At 69.5% G+C, this 16,746-nt stretch carries 17 protein-coding genes and 2 pseudogenes; 8 read left to right on the forward strand and 11 right to left on the reverse strand.

Annotation, left to right across the window (positions count from 1 at the left end; translation table 11 throughout):
• Positions 1-84 precede the first annotated feature (84 nt).
• A complete protein-coding gene (locus HNR73_RS04855) occupies positions 85-1,671 on the forward strand; it encodes a DEAD/DEAH box helicase (protein WP_239122028.1) in 1,587 nt (528 codons plus the stop codon).
• Positions 1,672-1,684: 13 nt separating this feature from the next.
• Positions 1,685-1,996: a translation initiation factor 2 gene (locus HNR73_RS04860; protein WP_184786049.1), complete on the forward strand. Its 312-nt coding sequence runs from the start codon at positions 1,685-1,687 to the stop codon at positions 1,994-1,996.
• Here the strand turns inward: HNR73_RS04860 and HNR73_RS04865 are convergent.
• Both HNR73_RS04865 and HNR73_RS04870 read right to left on the reverse strand, forming a co-directional pair.
• The gene (locus HNR73_RS04865) at positions 1,993-2,967 is read right to left on the reverse strand and encodes a LacI family DNA-binding transcriptional regulator (RefSeq protein WP_184786320.1); all 975 of its coding nucleotides are present in this window, start codon (positions 2,965-2,967) and stop codon (positions 1,993-1,995) included. The genes HNR73_RS04860 and HNR73_RS04865 overlap by 4 nt on opposite strands.
• Positions 2,968-4,681: 1,714 nt before the next feature.
• Positions 4,682-5,323, reverse strand: a complete 642-nt coding sequence (locus tag HNR73_RS04870) for a DUF2231 domain-containing protein (protein ID WP_184786050.1) — start codon at positions 5,321-5,323, stop codon at positions 4,682-4,684.
• A gap of 58 nt (positions 5,324-5,381) precedes the next feature.
• On the opposite strand from HNR73_RS04870, the pseudogene HNR73_RS39480 reads away from it, so the two are divergent.
• Positions 5,382-5,792: pseudogene (locus tag HNR73_RS39480) on the forward strand (Fur family transcriptional regulator); the annotation flags it as partial.
• A gap of 379 nt (positions 5,793-6,171) precedes the next feature.
• Here the strand turns inward: HNR73_RS39480 and HNR73_RS04880 are convergent.
• The 6 genes from HNR73_RS04880 to HNR73_RS04905 all read right to left on the reverse strand — a co-directional run bounded on the left by HNR73_RS04880 (position 6,172) and on the right by HNR73_RS04905 (position 10,643).
• The gene (locus HNR73_RS04880; RefSeq protein ID WP_184786322.1) at positions 6,172-6,741 is read right to left on the reverse strand and encodes a MarC family protein; all 570 of its coding nucleotides are present in this window, start codon (positions 6,739-6,741) and stop codon (positions 6,172-6,174) included.
• Positions 6,742-6,854: 113 nt separating this feature from the next.
• Positions 6,855-8,009: a hypothetical protein gene (locus HNR73_RS04885; RefSeq protein WP_184786051.1), complete on the reverse strand. Its 1,155-nt coding sequence runs from the start codon at positions 8,007-8,009 to the stop codon at positions 6,855-6,857.
• Positions 8,006-8,548, reverse strand: a complete 543-nt coding sequence (locus HNR73_RS04890; protein WP_184786052.1) for a SigE family RNA polymerase sigma factor — start codon at positions 8,546-8,548, stop codon at positions 8,006-8,008. The genes HNR73_RS04885 and HNR73_RS04890 overlap by 4 nt, the downstream gene beginning before the upstream one ends.
• A gap of 175 nt (positions 8,549-8,723) precedes the next feature.
• Positions 8,724-9,521 carry a PH domain-containing protein gene (locus tag HNR73_RS04895; protein WP_184786053.1) on the reverse strand — a complete coding sequence of 266 codons (798 nt, stop codon included), beginning with the start codon at positions 9,519-9,521 and terminating at the stop codon, positions 8,724-8,726.
• A 9-nt stretch (positions 9,522-9,530) separates the two neighbouring features.
• On the reverse strand, positions 9,531-9,689 hold the full coding sequence (locus tag HNR73_RS04900) for a hypothetical protein (RefSeq protein WP_184786054.1): 159 nt from the start codon (positions 9,687-9,689) through the stop codon (positions 9,531-9,533).
• A 318-nt stretch (positions 9,690-10,007) separates the two neighbouring features.
• Entirely contained in the window at positions 10,008-10,643 is a 636-nt protein-coding gene (locus HNR73_RS04905; RefSeq protein WP_239122023.1) for a TrmH family RNA methyltransferase, read from the reverse strand.
• A 157-nt stretch (positions 10,644-10,800) separates the two neighbouring features.
• On the opposite strand from HNR73_RS04905, the gene HNR73_RS04910 reads away from it, so the two are divergent.
• The 4 genes from HNR73_RS04910 to HNR73_RS04925 all read left to right on the forward strand — a co-directional run bounded on the left by HNR73_RS04910 (position 10,801) and on the right by HNR73_RS04925 (position 13,529).
• Complete coding sequence (locus tag HNR73_RS04910) at positions 10,801-11,889, forward strand: DUF4236 domain-containing protein (protein WP_184786055.1); 1,089 nt, start codon at positions 10,801-10,803, stop codon at positions 11,887-11,889.
• Positions 11,890-11,973: 84 nt separating this feature from the next.
• Entirely contained in the window at positions 11,974-12,225 is a 252-nt protein-coding gene (locus HNR73_RS04915; protein ID WP_184786056.1) for a hypothetical protein, read from the forward strand.
• Positions 12,226-12,379: 154 nt separating this feature from the next.
• On the forward strand, positions 12,380-12,886 hold the full coding sequence (locus HNR73_RS04920) for a helix-turn-helix transcriptional regulator (protein WP_221330717.1): 507 nt from the start codon (positions 12,380-12,382) through the stop codon (positions 12,884-12,886).
• A gap of 4 nt (positions 12,887-12,890) precedes the next feature.
• A complete protein-coding gene (locus tag HNR73_RS04925; protein ID WP_184786057.1) occupies positions 12,891-13,529 on the forward strand; it encodes a nucleotidyl transferase AbiEii/AbiGii toxin family protein in 639 nt (212 codons plus the stop codon).
• A gap of 73 nt (positions 13,530-13,602) precedes the next feature.
• Here the strand turns inward: HNR73_RS04925 and HNR73_RS04930 are convergent.
• Positions 13,603-13,793, reverse strand: a pseudogene (locus HNR73_RS04930) (rRNA methyltransferase); the annotation flags it as partial.
• A gap of 242 nt (positions 13,794-14,035) precedes the next feature.
• Positions 14,036-14,677, reverse strand: a complete 642-nt coding sequence (locus tag HNR73_RS39485) for a TetR/AcrR family transcriptional regulator (protein WP_184786058.1) — start codon at positions 14,675-14,677, stop codon at positions 14,036-14,038.
• A 141-nt stretch (positions 14,678-14,818) separates the two neighbouring features.
• Here HNR73_RS39485 and HNR73_RS04940 point away from each other — a divergent pair, with 141 nt between their 5' ends.
• Positions 14,819-16,387 (forward strand): MFS transporter, encoded by a 1,569-nt coding sequence (locus tag HNR73_RS04940; protein ID WP_184786059.1) that lies wholly within the window; start codon positions 14,819-14,821, stop codon positions 16,385-16,387.
• On the opposite strand, the gene HNR73_RS04945 is transcribed toward HNR73_RS04940, so the two are convergent.
• Complete coding sequence (locus HNR73_RS04945) at positions 16,384-16,740, reverse strand: hypothetical protein (protein WP_184786060.1); 357 nt, start codon at positions 16,738-16,740, stop codon at positions 16,384-16,386. The genes HNR73_RS04940 and HNR73_RS04945 overlap by 4 nt on opposite strands.
• Between the last annotated feature and the right edge of the window lie 6 nt (positions 16,741-16,746).

The raw sequence follows: 16,746 nt of genomic DNA on the forward strand, positions 1-16,746 counted from the left end.
TTTCGGCGGGGCCGAAAATCAGTTAGGAATTCTGCACTGTACAGCGATACAGAAACCCAACCCCCGGGCGACAACGACGCCGCGATCGAGGCACTGGCCCCGGTCGCGACCGTACGTGAGGACAGCCCGACCCTCGCCGAGCTGGGCGTCCGCGCCGAGACGGTCGAGGCGCTGAACGCCGTCGGCATCAGCCGCGCGTTCGCCATCCAGGAGTACGCGATCCCGATCGCGATGCGCGGCGCCGACGTCATCGGTCGCGCGCCCACCGGCACCGGCAAGACCCTCGGCTTCGGCATCCCGATCCTGGAGCGCGTGCTCGGACCGGAGGAGGGCACCGACGGCCGCCCGCAGGCGCTCGTCGTCGTCCCCACCCGTGAACTCGGCCTCCAGGTCTCGCGCGACATCGAGATCGCCGGCAAACTCCGCGGTATCCGCGTGCTGCCCGTCTACGGCGGCCGCGCCTACGAGCCGCAGATCGACGCGCTGCGCAACGGCGTCGAGATCGTCGTCGGCACGCCCGGCCGGCTCATCGACCTGATGAAGTCCAAGCACCTGCGCCTCGACGGCGTCGGCGTGGTCGTCCTCGACGAGGCCGACCGCATGCTCGACCTCGGCTTCGCCGACGACGTGGAGAAGCTCCTCAAGCAGCTCCCCGAGCAGCGCCAGACGATGCTGTTCTCCGCGACGATGCCCGACGCCATCGTGGCCCTCGCCCGCCGCTACCAGCACCAGCCCGTGACGATCCACGCCGACGTGGCCGTCGACACCGCGCCCAGCGGTCAGGTGAAGCAGCTGGCCTACCTCACCCACTCCCTCAACAAGATCGAGGTCCTCGCCCGGATCCTCCAGGCGAAGGAACGCGGTCTGACGATCGTCTTCTCCCGCACCAAGCGCCACACCCAGCGCATCGCCGACGACCTCGACTTCCGCGGCTTCGCGGTCGCCGCCGTCCACGGCGACCTGGGCCAGAGCGCCCGCGAGCGGGCCCTGCGGGCCTTCCGCAGCGGGAAGATCGACGTGCTCGTCGCCACCGACGTGGCCGCCCGCGGCCTCGACGTCAGCGACGTCACGCACGTCATCAACTACGACAGCCCCGACGACGCCGACACCTACGTCCACCGCATCGGCCGTACCGGCCGGGCCGGGGCGACCGGTGTCGCGGTGACCTTCATCAACTGGGAGGACACTCCCCGCTGGAAGATCATCGACAAGACGCTCAACCTCGACCTGCCCTCGCCGCAGGAGACCTACCACACCTCCGAGCACCTCTACACCGATCTCGACATCCCCACCGACGTCACCGGCGAGCTCCCCACCAAGGAGCGTCAGCGCGAGGGCCTGTCGGCGGAGGCGAACATCGACGTCGAGGGCGGCAAGCACGCCGGTGGACGCAACAAGCGCCGTCGTGGTGCGGGCGGTGGCGGCGGTGGCCGCGGCAAGCCTTCCGGTGAGCGCGGCGGCGAACGTCCGCAGTCCTCGTCGCAGGCCACGGCCGAGTCGTCCGACGGTGAGCAGAAACCGCGCCGTGCCCGCACGCGCCGGAAGGTGACCGGGGACAGCCCCGCCGCCGCCACCGGCGACAGCACTCCGCAGGCCTCCGCGGCCGAAGGTCCGGCGCGCCCGCGTCGCCGTCGCCGCCGTCGGCCCGCCGGTGAAGGCGCGGCCGAGTAATACCATCGACACCGTGACCGATCCAGACGCGGTATGGCGTCGCCCCGCTCAAGGCGGCGACGCCGGGAACATGGAGGTGGTGGTGCCGCCCGCGGCGCCGTCACCTCACTACGACGGTCCCCCACGCGCCACGCCGCCCCCGCGGGGCTGGCGCGTGCCGGTCGTCGTCAACGCCGCTCCGCCCCGGCGGATGCCCGCGCAGGACGCCGGCACCGCCGAGGCCGTCGAGCGCTCCGCGAAGACCTTCAGCGTCGGACTCGGGATCGTCGCCGGGTCGGTCATGCTGATCCTGTTGCTCTTCGTCGTCATCCGCGCCGTCGCCTAACGGCGGACGCCGCGCCAGACGAGCTTCGTGCCGAGGACCTCGGTGCGCGGCGGCGACCGGTCGCCCTTGATCCGGTCGAAGAGCATCTCCGTCGCCCGCCGCGCCATCGCGGCGGTGTCGTAGGCGACGACCGTCAGCGGGCGCGGCATCAGGTGCGAGAGCTCGAAGTCGTCGAAACCGACCAGCTCCGCGCCGCTCCCCCGCCGCCACAGCTCCTGCACGGCGCCGACCGTGATGCGGTTGTTGACCGCGAAGAAGGCCGTCGGCGGATTCGGGCCGTCCAGCAGCGCACCGACCGTCTCCGCCGCGCCCGAAGGATCCGCGACGCCCTCGGCGATCCGCGCGACCTCCGGCGGCAGACCCGCGTCGTCGAGAGCGTCGCGCACACCGTCCAGCCGCTCCCGCATCGTGTAGACCGCGACCGAGTCGAGCAGCACCGCGATCCGCCGATGGCCCGCCGCCAGGAGCGCCGCCACCGCCTCCCGCGCCCCACCTCGATTGTCGATGAGGACGGTGTCGGCGGGCAGGCCGCCGCTGGGGCGATCCAGGAAGACCACCTGGACGCCCATCTCGACCTCCGGCCGCAGGAACGAATGGTCCGAACCCGCCGGCACGACGAGCAACCCGTCCACCCGCCGCGAACAGAGGTCGAAGACCAGGCGCCGCTCCGCCTCCGGGTCCTCCTCCGAACTGGCCGTGATCAACATCGTGTCGTGCCGCGCCGCCACCTCCGCCGCCACCGACGCGATCGTCGAATAGAACGGATTCGCCAACTCCTCGATCACCAGACCGACCGTCGCCGTCCGGCGACCCGCCCGCAACGTACTCGCCAGCTGATTCCGCTGAAAACCCAACGCGGCCACCGAAGCCAGCACCCGGTCGACCAACTCGGCGTTCACCGTCGGCTCCGCGTTCACCACCCGCGACACGGTCTTCAAACTCACCCCGGCATGCCGCGCGACATCGACCATCGTCGGCCGCTTCACGCGCGAACCACCGGACGGGACAAAGCTGCTCACGGTGCGAAATCCCTCGACTGGAGGTTGTGACAGGACAACTGTGCCAGGGGGAGCGGGGGTTGGGGCGGGTGGGTGGGTTCGGGTGGGGCTGACGAGACCGCTTGGGGGGTGGGGATCGGGCTCGGCTGGGCTTGGCTCGGTTTGGTGCCGGTGCGGGTGGGTGAGGGACGCGTGGGTCGCGCTTGGTGGGGTCGCTGTGGGCGGGTTCCCGGGAGGACTTGCGTTTGCCGGGTTGCTGCGCGGGGTTTCTGGCGTGGGCGGGCCAGCGGAGCGGGACTCGCGCCTCGGGACACGGCTGCGGCCGAGTTCTCGTGCTGGGTGGGGAGGGGTGGGGTCGGACTAGCGGTGTCCGGGGGGAGGTCTGCGGGGGGCGGGGCGCGCGGGGCGGCATGCGCTCGCGGGGTCGGGTCCTGGGTCCCCGGCGTGGGCGGACGAGCGAGGCGAGACTCGCAGTTGCCGAGTTACCGCGCCGGGTTTCCGGCTCGCAGGGGCGAGCGAAGCGAGACCCGCGCCTCGCGACGGCTGCGGCCGAGTTCCCATGCTGGGTGGGAGGCGTGAGGCCAGACCCACGCCGCCCGAGGCACGTCTGCGGCGGGACGGCAAGCGCCGCGGCCCGCGCTCGCGAGACCGTGTCCTCGGTCCCCGGAGTGGACGGGCGAGCGAAGCGAGACACCCGCCTCGCGACGGCTGCGGCCAAGTTCCCGTGCTGGGTGGGAGGCGTGAGGCCTGATTCACGGCGCCTGATGCAAGTCTGCGGCGGGACGTGCGCTCGCGGGGTCGTGGGCGGGTTCCCGGGGGGCGGGAAGCGGGACTTGCGGTTGCCGGGTTGCTGGGCGGGGTTTCTGGCGTGGGCGGGCGAGCGGAGCGGGACTCGCGTCTCGGGACGGCTACGGCCGAGTTCTCGTGCTGGATGGGGAGGCGTGAGGCCAGACCCACGGCGCCCGAGGCACGTCTGCGGCGGGGCGGCCCGCGCGGCGCGGCATGCGCTCGCGGGGCCGTGTCCTGGGTCCCCGGCGTGGGCGGACGAGCGAAGCGAGACGCGCGCTTGCCTGCTACCGCGCCGGGTTTCCGGCGTGGACGGGCGGGCGAAGCGAGACGCGCCCCTCGCGATGACTGCGGCCAAGTTCCCGTGCTGGTGGGAGGCGTCGGGCCGAACTCGCCGTGCCTGAGGCAAGCCTGCGGCGGGGCGGCGCGCGCGGCGCGGCCCGCGCTCGCGGGGCCGTGTCCTCGGTCCCCGGTGTGGGCGAGCGAGACGCGCCGAACACGAGATCGCTGCGGCCCGCGTCCCCAGTGTGGGCGGGTGAGGCTCCCTCACCCGGATCACTGCGGCCCGGGTCCCCGGCGTGCGGGAACCCGCGAAACGTAGGCACGCGCTCGCCGGGCCGTGTCTGAGGTTCCCGGCGTGAGCGAGTCGCGAAGTCGCACCCTCGCTCACGAAGTCGCGTCACCGGAGTGGGCGGCAGGCGAAGCGGCGCTCGCCCTCGCCGGCCATGTCTCGGGTTCCGGGCCCCGAAGTGAGGAGGCTACGGCCGGGGCTCCCTGCGCACGGGGAGCCGCGAAGCGGCACTCACGCGGAAGCCTCCCGGCAAGACCCCACCCACGAACCGCGCCCGGCGCCCCCACCCACCGAGCGCGGTCCGCAGGCCGCGGGCCGCGAGCCGCCGTCTCACCCCCAGTGCATCTTCGCGCCCGTGTGGCCCGACTTGAACGCCGTGTACGCGACAGCCGCGGCCGTCGCCAGCATCAGCACGCCGAAGATCACCATCACGAGCTTGCGGCCGCCCGCCGCCGGGTCGTCGTTCGGCTTCGGTGGGGTGGGCGCGTCGGCGTCGGCGTCCTTCTTCGCGGCGAAGGGGCGGTCGGTCGCGCGGGCCAGGGCGCTTCGGCGTCCGCGTTCAAGCGCGCCGAACAACAAGAACAGCGGCAGCAGCCCGACCGTCAGCCAGAGCAGCCAGTCGCCGAACATCTCGTGCTCGGCGATCGCGTCGGCTTTCGCGTCGGTCTCGGTCGCGCCGGCGGGCAGCGCCGCCAGCACTGAATCAGCGAATGACTTCCCGGCCCAGCGGGCGAAGAACACCGCGACCGGCGCCAACACCGCCAAGGCGAGCACGGCCCAGCCGACGCGTTTGCGCAGCGGCGGAATGAGCACGTACAAGAACACCAGCAGAACCAGCAGCGGCACCAGGACGAGCGGGAAGTGGACGAGAAGTGGATGAAGGGGCAGGCCGTCGACTGTATCGGGCATCGACCCATTCAACACCATCTGAGCGCGCGGGCCGGTTGCGGCCGTTTCGGTGTCCCTGATCACGCCGGTAAGGTCCCATTTCCATTTGACCCCTTCCAGCCCGCGTGAAAACGTGGGTAACGTGCAAAGCGAGCGTCTACTGCGATCCCATGGATTGCGAGTCACCCGGCAGCGACTCGCGGTGCTCGACGTGCTCCAAGAGGGCGGGCATCCCGAAGTCGACGAGATCATCACCAGGGCCCGCCGCAGGGTGAGTTCCCTGTCGACGCAGGCCGCCTACGACGTCCTCAACGCCCTCACCGACGTCGGCCTCGCCAGACGCATCGAGCCCGCCGGCAGCCACACCCGCTACGAGGCCCGCGTCGGCGACAGCCACCACCACCTCGTGTGCCGCCAGTGCGGCGAGGTCTGCGACGTCGACATCGCCGAAGGCGACGCGCCCTGCCTCGAACCGGCGCTCGCGCAGGGCTTCAAGGTCGAAGAGGCCGAAGTGACCTACTGGGGCCTGTGCCCCAACTGCCAGCGCAGCCGGTCGTTAGCGGCCCGTTCCGTACCGTTCCTCCCTCTTCGCACGCCACTCTCCGGCGCCGCCGCGTACCCCCCTTCCGTCTTCACGCCCCTCGGAAGGGGTCAAGGTGCGCCCGCAGGTGTCACAATCGATCTGTACCTGCTGGGAGGAGCGAACGATGGGTCTACTGCGCTGGTTGCGTGGAGGCGACGACAACGATTCGAGTGTGGCGGCGATGTCGGCCGGTCTCGCCGAGCTCGAAGGTTTCGTGCAGCCCGCGCGCCGCAAGCAGACCGAGCTCATCCAGGAGCAGGAGAACATGCGGGAGGACATCGGCAACGGCATGCAGATGGACCGCATCGACCTGGAGTCCGGCGTCGCGGTCATCTACCGCCGCCGCACCTCAACTCTTGAAAAGCTCGATGTAGCCGAAGATCGAAGCGGCGATGAGCTGGACGGCGATGGCCGCGAGAAGAAGACCCGCGATGCGGGTGAGAACCTCGATGCCGCCGCGCTTGATGACGCGCACGATCACTGACGAGAAGCGCATCGCCAGGTAGATCCCGATGTGCACGCCCAGAATCGCCAGCGCGACCGCGATGTAGCCGCCGTACCCGCCCGCGTTGTCGGCGTCCTGCACGAAGAGGATGACCGCGACGATCGCACCCGGCCCGGCCAGCAGCGGCGTGCCCAGCGGCACCAGCGCCACATTGGACGCCCCCGACGACGACGGGTCGTCGGCCTTGCCCGTCAGCAGCTCAAGCGCGACGAGCAGGAGCAGCAGGCCCCCGGCGCCCTGGAGCGCGGGCAGGTCCACGCCCAGGTAGTGCAGGATCTGCTTGCCCGCGAGCGCGAAGAGGCTGATCACGCCCAGGGACAGCAGTGTCGCCTGGAAGGCGGCCTTGCTGCGCGCCTTAGCGTCCATCGCGCCGGTCAGGGCGAGGAAGATCGGCACGACGCCGGGAGGGTCCATGATGACGAAGAGCGTCACGAACGCCTCGCCGACGAGTCCGATTCCATTCACGACATATGGATAGCACCGCGATCACGCCGAAGTGGCGGAACGGCGGTCTGTGGCGACGCCGGTCACGCCTTGAACGCGATGGTCACCGGTGTCGCCGAGGAGTCGGCCGGGATCGGCAGGGTATCCGCGGCCATCGTGTAGAGGTTGAACCGGTACCAGGTGCCCTCGGACTCGTAGACCAGCTCCTGGTCACTGAGCCACATCCACGCCTTCACCTCGAAGCCCGGCAGCGGTTGCATGCTTCCCGTGTCGGACCCCAGGTCCTGGGACAGGTGGGTGCTGGAGAAGCGGTACTGGTCGGGGGCGAGGTATCCGCGCGCGACGAACCACTCCCCGTTCGGGGACACCGTGATCGCCTCCGATGGGAGTTCGCGGTAGCAGAACCGCTTGAGGACCCTGAAGTCGTCGAAGGGCTCCACGGATCCCAGGCAGGGGCCGCCCTCGGCCGGGTCCTGGTAGGTGACGTAGGTGCTCCAGTCGGTCGTCGGGCCCATGAACCGCATGGCCTTCTCCGGCCGCGACGCGAAGTGGATGCCCTCGGTGGGATTCCACGCCTGGAGGAACTGGTCGCCGTCCTCGTACATGACCAGGCTGTTGCTCCAGCCGCCGAGCACGGCGTCGGGGCCGAGCTGACGCCCTTCGCCGACGATCGAGCCGTCGAACCCGTACACGTCGAGGCGCACACCCCTGCCGTCGACGCGGGTCACGGCGACGAGCTCGTAGTTGGCGTCGACCGCCATCGCGAGCTTCCTGCCGTCGGCGATCGGCTGGCTCGGGCCGGACAGCGGGTAGAAGGCGAGGTGGCTGTTCTCTTCCCTGGTGGTGATGGCGAAGAAGCCGCCGTCGACGCGGACGGCGTCGGTCAGCTCCTCGCCGGGCGGCAGCGAGACGCGGGTGCCGTCGCCCGCCTGGAGGTAGGGGCCGGACTTGTCCGACGGGTTCGGCACCGCGACGTCGAGACCCGCGATGACGGGGATCGGCAGGTTGTCGCCGGTCGGGATGTCCTCGCTCGGGGAGACACCGCGGCCGAAGACCAGCGCGAGCCCGGCGAGCACGACGACGGCGAGCGCCGAGGCGCCGCCAGCCATGACGCGTCGGCGGCGTACGCCCCGGGCGCGGCCGATGACGGTGTCGGCGAGGCCGTCGGTCTGCGGTGGGACCGGTCGTGAACGGTCCTCGAAGGTCGCGCGGAGTACGCGCTCAAGCTCCCTCGTCACGCCGCCGGCCTCCTTCCGCGTCGATCCGTGGCCTGCATTTCGATGCCGGCGACCGCCAGCTGGTTCCGCAGGTTCGCCAGTGCCCGGGAGCATTGGCTCTTCACCGTGCCCGCGGCGATGCCCAGCAGGCTCGCCGTCTCGGATTCGGACATGTCCTCGTAGAACCTCAAGACGAGCACGGCCCGCTGTTTCGGGGGCAGCTTGCACACGAAGCGCCACATGAGGTCGCGTTCGACGTGGGCGTCGGTGTGGTCGGTGCCCGGCGTCTCGGGCATCTGTTCGGTCGGATGCTCGTTGCGCCACATCCGCCGCCACCAGCTGACGTTGGTCGTGTACAGGACTCGTCTGGCGTAGGCCTCGACCGAGCCGATGTCGCCGATGCGCCGCCAGGCGAGGTAGGTCTTCGTCAAAGCGGTCTGCACCAGGTCCTCGGCCGTCGCCCAGTTACCGGTCAGCAGGTACGCCGACCGGTGCAGGGCGGCCGACCGTGCCGTGACGAAGTCACGGAAGTCGGCCTCGATCTTCGTCTTCGATTCCACTCGTCTCCCGGGGGTCCGCAAAGGTAAACGCGGTGGAGGGTGGTGGGGGTTGCTGAGGAGATCAGAAAATTTCCGGGCCGGTTCACGGCGTTCGCCCAGGCGGTCGGGTCGCGGGCTCGCCGTGGCGTGAAAAAGCCCCGCACCGGTGTGGTGCGGGGTTGTCGACGTAGGGGGGTCAGGCGTCGTTGACCGCGCTGGGCGACGAAGCCGTCTCCTCTTCGCCTTCGACGCGCGCCTGGACGGCGTCGGGCTCGTACATCTCCTCCACGACCTGGAGGTAGAGCTCGTTGGGGTCGGGGAGGTGCTTGATCTCGCGCAGGGCCTGGTCCTGGCCCGCCGACTCCAGGACGAAGGTCCCGTAGTTGAGCATGCGGCCCATCGGGGACTGTTCGTACTTCATGTCGGTGACCCGCAGCAGCGGCATCATCGCGACCTTGCGCGTGACGACGCCGGAGACGACCATGACCCGCTTGTTGGTGAGGATGAAGCGGTCGAAGAACCAGTCCATCACGCGCCAGCCGACCCAGCCGAGGACGAGCAGCCAGCCGACGACGACGGCCGCCGTGGCGGGCTCGGAGCCGTTGCTGGCGAGCATGCCGGAGACGTAGCCCATGATGAAGGTCGCGAGGACGCCGATGACGAACTCGGGCATCAGGTGGATCCAGTGCCGGCGCCACTCTCCCCGGTACTTCTCGGTGGGGAAGAGGTAGCGCGCCGCCAGCGGCGACGGCTCGTCGGGGAGCGGAAGGACCCGGCGGGGCCCGACCGGCATGCCGGCGGCGTCGTAGCGCAGACCGTCGAGATCCTCATCGGCTACCTCAAGGGGGGGAGTTGAGGAGTCGACGGGCCGCCGGGGGCTAGGGGGGTCCAGATCGGGCGAGTCGAAGAGGTCGGCGTCGAGGAGCGTGTCGTCCAGGGGCTCCTCGTCGCGGTCGTCCCGATCGCCCGATCGGCCAAACTCAGCGGGGCTCATCAGGATCAATCACATGACCACGCCGGAGATGAAGTCGCCGAGGCCCATTGCGGCGTCGCCGATGCCACTGGCTATCTGGCCGACGATGCCGGATGCTTCCTTCGGGCGGTATGCGATGAAGAAGACCAGGAATGCCAAGCCACCCCAGGTCAGAATCTTCTTAATCATGTCGGGCGAGCCCCCTCCCACGGTGCCGCACTTCGGCTCGTTGCCCACGCAGTCTGCGGCTGCGAGTCGCATCGGCCTCGGGCACTTAGAGCGTACAGCTTTTCAGGTGATGTTGAAACTCTTACCGCTTGTGCGGCTAAGGGCTGTCGACGTCCGTCGTATCCCTTATGGCCGGATCCAGGATAACCCCTCTGTGCGCCTCCAAGCACCGTAGACATCCCTGGTCACAGCCAAGAGTCACGCTACCGGAGGTTTCCGCCGGGGTACGGACAGTCGCATCATCCGAAGTGGATCGACGCCTGAACTGTCGGCAAGACGTCAGCCCCAGACGTGCTGGCGGACCCAGGCGTGCATCGCGATGCCGCTGGCGACGCCCGCGTTGATGGAGCGCGTCGAGCCGTACTGGGCGATGGAGCAGACCAGCGCGGCCGCCTCCCGCGCCGGCGGGGACAGCCCCGGCCCCTCCTGGCCGAAGAGGAGGACGCACGCCTCGGGCAGGGGCGTGGTCTCCAGGGGCACCGACCCCGGCAGGTTGTCGATGCCGACGACGGCGAGCCCCTCCCCCGCCGCCCAGGCGCAGAACTCCTCGATGGTGGCGTGGTGCACGACGTGCTGGTACCGGTCGGTGACCATGGCGCCCCGCCGGTTCCAGCGCCGCCGCCCGACGATGTGGACGGCCGAGGCCAGGAAGGCGTTGGCGTTACGGACGACGGTGCCGATGTTGAAGTCGTGCTGCCAGTTCTCGATGGCGACGTGGTAGGCGAAGCGCTTGGTGTCGAGGTCGGCGACGATGGCCTCGCGGGTCCAGTAGCGGTACTGGTCGCCGACGTTGCGGCGGTCGCCGTGGGCGAGGAGTTCGGGGTCGTAGCGCTCGTCGGCGGGGTGCTCGCCCGGCCAGGGGCCGACGCCGATCTCTTCGAGGTAGGGGTCGGGGCGGTCGTCTTGGGAGGTCACGGGGATGAGGGTATGCCGGGAGTTCACCGACCGGCCGAAGCCCTTCGAATCCATGGTCACCAACCGGGCGAAGATCAATGAACTCATCTTTCCGGCGGATTTCCGGCACTCGATGACGACCATAGGCTCCAAGGCACGTCTCCGAAGGGGCACCACCATGGGGTTCTCGATCAAACTCTCGCCCGGCGTCCGGGTTCGGGTCTCCAGCCGCGGCGTGCGGACCAGTCTCGGCCCGCGAGGAGCACGGTTGCACATCGGCGGCGGCCGCACCGCGATCTCGTCGGGCTTCGGACCGGTCACCTACTCCACGACCCTCAGCGGTGGGCGAGGGACCGCGTCCGTGAATCGCGCGTTGGGTTCCTACGGAAGCGCCGCCAGCGTGAAGGAGATCGAAGCGCGCCGACTGGCGGAGATCCTCGTCGGCATCTTCGAGCTCCACCGGGAGGAGTTCCCAGAGGCCGCCCCGCCCACAGCACCCGAGCCGATTCCCGTGGACCGCAAGGCCGTCATCGCCCGGCATCGCGCCGAGGCGACGAAAGGCATCGGCATCTTCGCCCGGTCCAAGCGGCGGGAGGCGGTGGCCGGGGCCGATCTCCGTGCGGAGGAGGAGATCGTGTCCATGGAGGACAAGGCCCGGGCGGAGGCCGCCGTACTTCAGAGCGATCTTGACTCCTGGTGGGAGGCTCTCATCGCGAACGACCCCGACGTCGTGCTCGAAACTCTCGGCGCCGCGTTCGGGGACAACCAGGCCGCGGCGGCGGCCGTCGGTCTGGACGGCGATGAGGTCTCTCTCATCGTGATCGTGCCGTCAAGCGATGCCATACCCGAGCGCAAACCCGACCTGACGCCCAGCGGCAACCTGACCTTGAAGAAGATCACCAAACGCGAACTCGCCGAGCTCTACATGGAGATGCTCTGTGGGTACGCGCTGGTCACGGTCAAGGAGTGCTTCGCCGTCGCGCCGAGCGTGCGCTCCGCCCGCATCGCCGCCGTCCGTCTATCCCCTCTCGACTCCTATGGGAACCAGCATCCCGAGGTCGTACTCACCGTGCGCTTCGAGCGGGCGAAGCTCGAAGGGATCGACTGGGGGCGAGCCGACTCCGTGATGATCACGAACGACGCGGGTAGTGAACTCACCTACCGCACAAAGGGCGTGGTCAAGGAACTGCTGCCGCTCGACCTCACCACCAACCCGGATCTAGCGTCGCTGATCTCGGCGGTCGACTTCGAAAGTCTCACCGAATGAGGAAGCAGGGGCCAAGACGGTCCTGTGGGAGTCCCCGAGCCGACCACGACCGACCGAGTTGCGCCGACTGAGCACTATCGACCGATGGACACGATCGGGAAGATCATGATCAGCGAGTCCGGACTCGCCCACGTGCCACAGTGCGGCCATCTCTCCTGGACCAGGCCGGGCGAGCAGAAGCCCAAGTGGGGCTGGGTTCCCGACGCCACCAAGGAGATGTGGAACTCCATCACGACAACGACGCCGCTCGTGGCCACCGAGGGCGACCGTGGACTGAAAGCCGAGCGGCGATGCAGCAACTGCTACCCGGGGATGCCTGGCGATCCCTGGGTCTGACGGCCCGGCGCGAACGGCGTACTGGAGCGGGTTCCAGGATCTCCAGCGTAGGACTTCGAGGGAAGCGATTCCCGCCACGTCAGTGCCGTTCGTTCAGCCGAGCGTCAAGACACCTCGCATGGTAGTATCCGATCGGATACATCTGGAGGTCGTGATGTCGACAGATCTCGTCTTGCGCGCCCGAAACGCCGCCGGTCTCAGCCAGACCGCGCTCGCCACACTCTCGGGCACTTCACGCCCGACACTCTCGGCATATGAGCACGGGCAGAAGTCACCGACGCTCGCCACCGCAGAACGGATCATCGAGGCCGCCGGTTTCGAGCTGACCCTTCGTCCCCGACTCGAATTCACCGTGACCGCGACCGCGCGAGGCCACGTCATCCACGTCCCCGATCACCTGCCGCGCCTGGAAGTACGTGAAGCATTCGCGACGGTCGTCCTCCCTCTGCACCTGAACTGGTCGGAGCCCGCCCGGGTCTTCGAGTTGGCCGACCGCCGTCAGCGCGCACGCGTCTATGAGATCGTCCTGCGTGAGGGAACCCCGGTCGACATCGTCACGTACGTCGACGGCGCCCTGCTGGCGGATCTCTGGGACGAGCTGGTGTTGCCCCGCGACGTCCGTACCGCTTGGACCCCCCTGCTCACCAGGCACGTGCGGTAGATCGATGTCCGTGCTCACTCCGCTCCAAATCGAAACACTGCGCATGTTCTTCGCGCTGCCCGAGAGCTCCGGATTTCTTCTCGCCGGCGGCGCGGCGCTGGTCGCTCAGAAACTGACGAAGCGACCAACCCACGATCTCGACTTCTTCTCCGCGCCAGGGACCGCCTCCGTTCCCGCCGCCAGGGACGCCGTCGAACACGCGGCCGCCTCACGCGGATGGCAGGTCGACCGAATCCAGGACGCCGAAACCTTCTGCCGTCTCAAGGTGGCGGGCATGGAAGAAATCCTCCTCGTGGATCTCGCCATCGACGTCGCCCCCGCTCATGCCACGATCAGCACCGACCTCGGCCCGAGTTTCGCTCCGGAGGAACTCGCCGGACGCAAGACGATCGCCCTGTTCGACCGAGCCGAGGCCCGCGACTTCACCGACGTTCACCAACTCGCAGAGCGCTTCGGGCGCGAAATCCTGCTCGCCCGTGCCGCCGAGATCGACAATGGATTCGACCGGCACGTTCTCGCGTCGATGATGCGAACCCTCGACAGGTTCACCGATGCGGAACTCCCGGTCGACGGAATCAGCCCAACCGAACTCCGCACGTACTTCAGCGACTGGGCGCGGGAACTCGACGCGACTGAAGGCTGAACCAATCCGGATGGCCCATCAACCGCGTGGTCGTACCCGGCCGACGGTTTCCAGGATCTCCGTTCCGCGACTTCTCGATGGCGACGTGGTAGGCGAAGCGCCTGGTGTCGAGGTCGGCGACGATGGCCTCGCGGTCCAGTAGCGGTACTGGTCGCCGACGTTGCGGCGGTCGCCGTGGGCGAGGAGTTCGGGGTCGTAGCGCTCGTCGGTCGGCCACTCCCCACGCCAGGGACCGACGCCGATCTCTTCCAGATGTTCAGTCACAGACGGAGCCTAGGCGGAGCGCTCGGAGGCACCGACGCGACGACCACCACCGGAAGTATCCGATCGGATACCAGGTGGCGATGGCGGACGATCTCGTCCTGCGAGACCTGCGGGACGCCCTGGTCCTGCCACGAGATGTCAGAGCCGCATGGACCCCGCTGCTCGACAGGGCGCGGTAACCGATCTGTCCGAGGTGATCGTCCGGGGAGGTCCGAGCCGCACCCCGTGAACCCGCCCGCCGCTCAGCCCCCCTCGACCCCCGGGTAGTTCACGCCTTCCTCCAGGTATGCCAGGCACCGGTCGATCCGCTCCAGCAGCGGCACCCCCTGCGCCAGCAGGACCGGCGAGTGCATTGCGAGCTGGATCGCCGCGACGACCAGCCCCGTCACGATCGCCGGGCGCGGGTCGACGGCGGGGTCGGCGCCGAGGCGTTCGGCGGTGACGCGCAGGAAGGTCTCCGACTGCCGCAGTTCGCGCTGGCGGGCGGCGCCGCCGAGTTTCTCGTTCTCGTGGATCACCTCGTGCATGCAGGTCAGGCGGTCGAGGTCGATGCCAAGTGAGCCGTCCTCGATGCGGGCGAGGACGTCGGCGACGGCCCGGCGCGTCGCGACCAGCAGCGGGTACTTGCGGGGCTGGTCGGCGTAGGCGGCGAGAACCTCGTTCCAGACGCTGTCCTGCAAGTGCAGCGCGACGTCCTCCTTGGAGCCGAAGTACCTGAAGAAGGTTCGCGGCGACACCTCGACGGCCTCGGCGATCTGGTCGATCGTCGTGGCCTCGTAACCCTGCCCGGCGAAGAGCTCGTAGGCGGCGTCGATGAGCGCCTCGCGGGTGCGGTGCTTCTTGCGCTCCCGCAGTCCGCGCGCCTCCGTGCCCGTCGTCGTCATGAGCGGAGTCTATCGCCGGGGGCGGCTTTAACGGCAGCCGGTGACTACTGACACACAATGACGTTTGACAGTTGACGACAACTGTCAGTCTCTGACAGTTTGTGCGAGCCAGTCCCGACCCACCCCACCGAAAGGCCCGCCATGACCACCGCTGTACTCGACAGGGCGCCCGCGTCGCCCGCACGCCGGCGCCCCGGCCACGGCCATCCGTGGCTGACCCTGCTCGCCGTGGCGACCGCGATGATGGTCGTCGGTCTCGACACCACCGTCGTCACGATCGCCAACCCCGACATCGCCGCCGACCTGCACGCCGACCTCGCCGCGCTCCAGTGGGTCACCAACGGCTACCTGCTCGCCCTCGCCGTGTCACTGATCCCGGCGGGGCGGCTCGCCGACCGTTTCGGGCGCAAGCGGATCTTCATGATCGGCCTGCTCGTCTTCACCGTCGCCTCGATCGGCGTCGGCCTGTCCGGCTCGATCGGCCAGCTCATCGCCTGGCGCGTCCTGCAGGGCCTCGGCGGGGCCATGCTGCAACCGGCCTCGCTGGCGATCATCCGCAGCACCTTTCCGGCCGAACGCCTCAAGATGGCGATCGGCCTGTTCAGCGCGGTCGTCGGCCTGTCCATCGCCAGCGGGCCCGTCATCGGCGGCCTGCTCGTCGAGAGCGCCGGCTGGGAGTCGGTCTTCTTCATCAACGCGCCGGTGGCCCTCGTCGGCCTCGTCCTCGGCGCCCGCGTCATCCGCGAGTCGAAGGACGACCAGGCCGGCCGCTCCTTCGACGTCGTGGGCGTCGCACTGCTGGTCGCGGCCATGTTCGGCCTGGTCTGGGGCCTGATCAAGGCGCAGGACAACGGCTTCGGCGAGGCCACTCCGCTGGTGTCCTTCGGCGCGACCATCGTCCTCGGAGCGCTGTTCGTCCTGCGGGAGACCAGGGCGCGTGAACCGCTGCTGCCGCTGGCCCTGTTCCGTTCCTTCCCGCTGTCGATGGGCATGCTGCTGCGGATCGGCGCCTACTTCGCCATGTTCGGCGGCATGTTCTTCCTGATGCTGTTCCTGCAGAACGTCCACGGCATGAGCCCCCTCGACGCCGGTGTGCGCGTCCTGCCGATGACCGGCGCGATGCTCGTCGCCTCACCCGCCGCGGGCGCGCTGACCCAGCGTTTCGGTACGCGGCCCGCGCTCGTCGGCGGCATGCTCGCCATGGCCGGGGCGCTGTTCTCGATCGCACGCTTCGAGGTCGACACCCCTTACTCGCGGATGTGGCCGTGGCTGGCGCTGCTCGGGGTCGGCTTCGGGCTGCTCATGGTCTCGACGACCGAGGTCATCCTCGACAACGTCCCCGCGCGGCTGGCCGGTATCGCCGGTGGCCTGCAGCAGACCGCGGCCCAGATCGGCGGCGTGCTCGGCACGAGCGTGCTCGGCGTCCTGCTGGCCAACCGCGTCGGCGACACTCTGACCGGCGAACTCACCGCCGCCGGGGTCCCGGCCGAGGTCGCGGCCGGGTTCGAGACCGCCAAGAGCTACGTCGCGCAGGGCGTCGCACCCGTCCAGGAGGGGACGCCGCCGGGGCTGATCGACGCGATCACCGACGGCAGCCACGCCGCCTTCATGTCCGGCTTCGCCCACAGCCTCGTGGTCGCGTCGATCGTCGCGGCCGCCGGAGGCCTGGTGGCGCTGTTCGCCGGAAGGGACCGCGGCCGCGGGGCCTAAACCGGCTCCCACGCGTACCGCGCGTTCCAGTCCGGCGCCTCGTGGAGGTACGCCTCCAGCAGTTCGCGCACCTGGTGGTACCCGATGGGTTCGGTGATCCGGTGAAGCACCATCGGCGTCCCGCCCCCGGCCCGGTACTCGACGGTGAACCGCGCCGGATCGGCGGTGACCAGCGCCGCCTGGACGAAGTGCCCGCGCTCGCGGGCGAGGATGACGTAGCGGTCGAGCAGGTGATCGTCGGGACATCCGGATTCGCAGGCCGAGTCGTGCCGGAACCCGTCGGCGAGCACGCATTCGATGCCGAACTCGTCGGCCTCGTCGCTCCACGGACCGTCCTGGGTGCGCAGTTGCATGACGCG

Source organism: Phytomonospora endophytica (assembly GCF_014202425.1).
GTDB classification, from domain to species: Bacteria; Actinomycetota; Actinomycetes; order Mycobacteriales; family Micromonosporaceae; genus Phytomonospora; species Phytomonospora endophytica.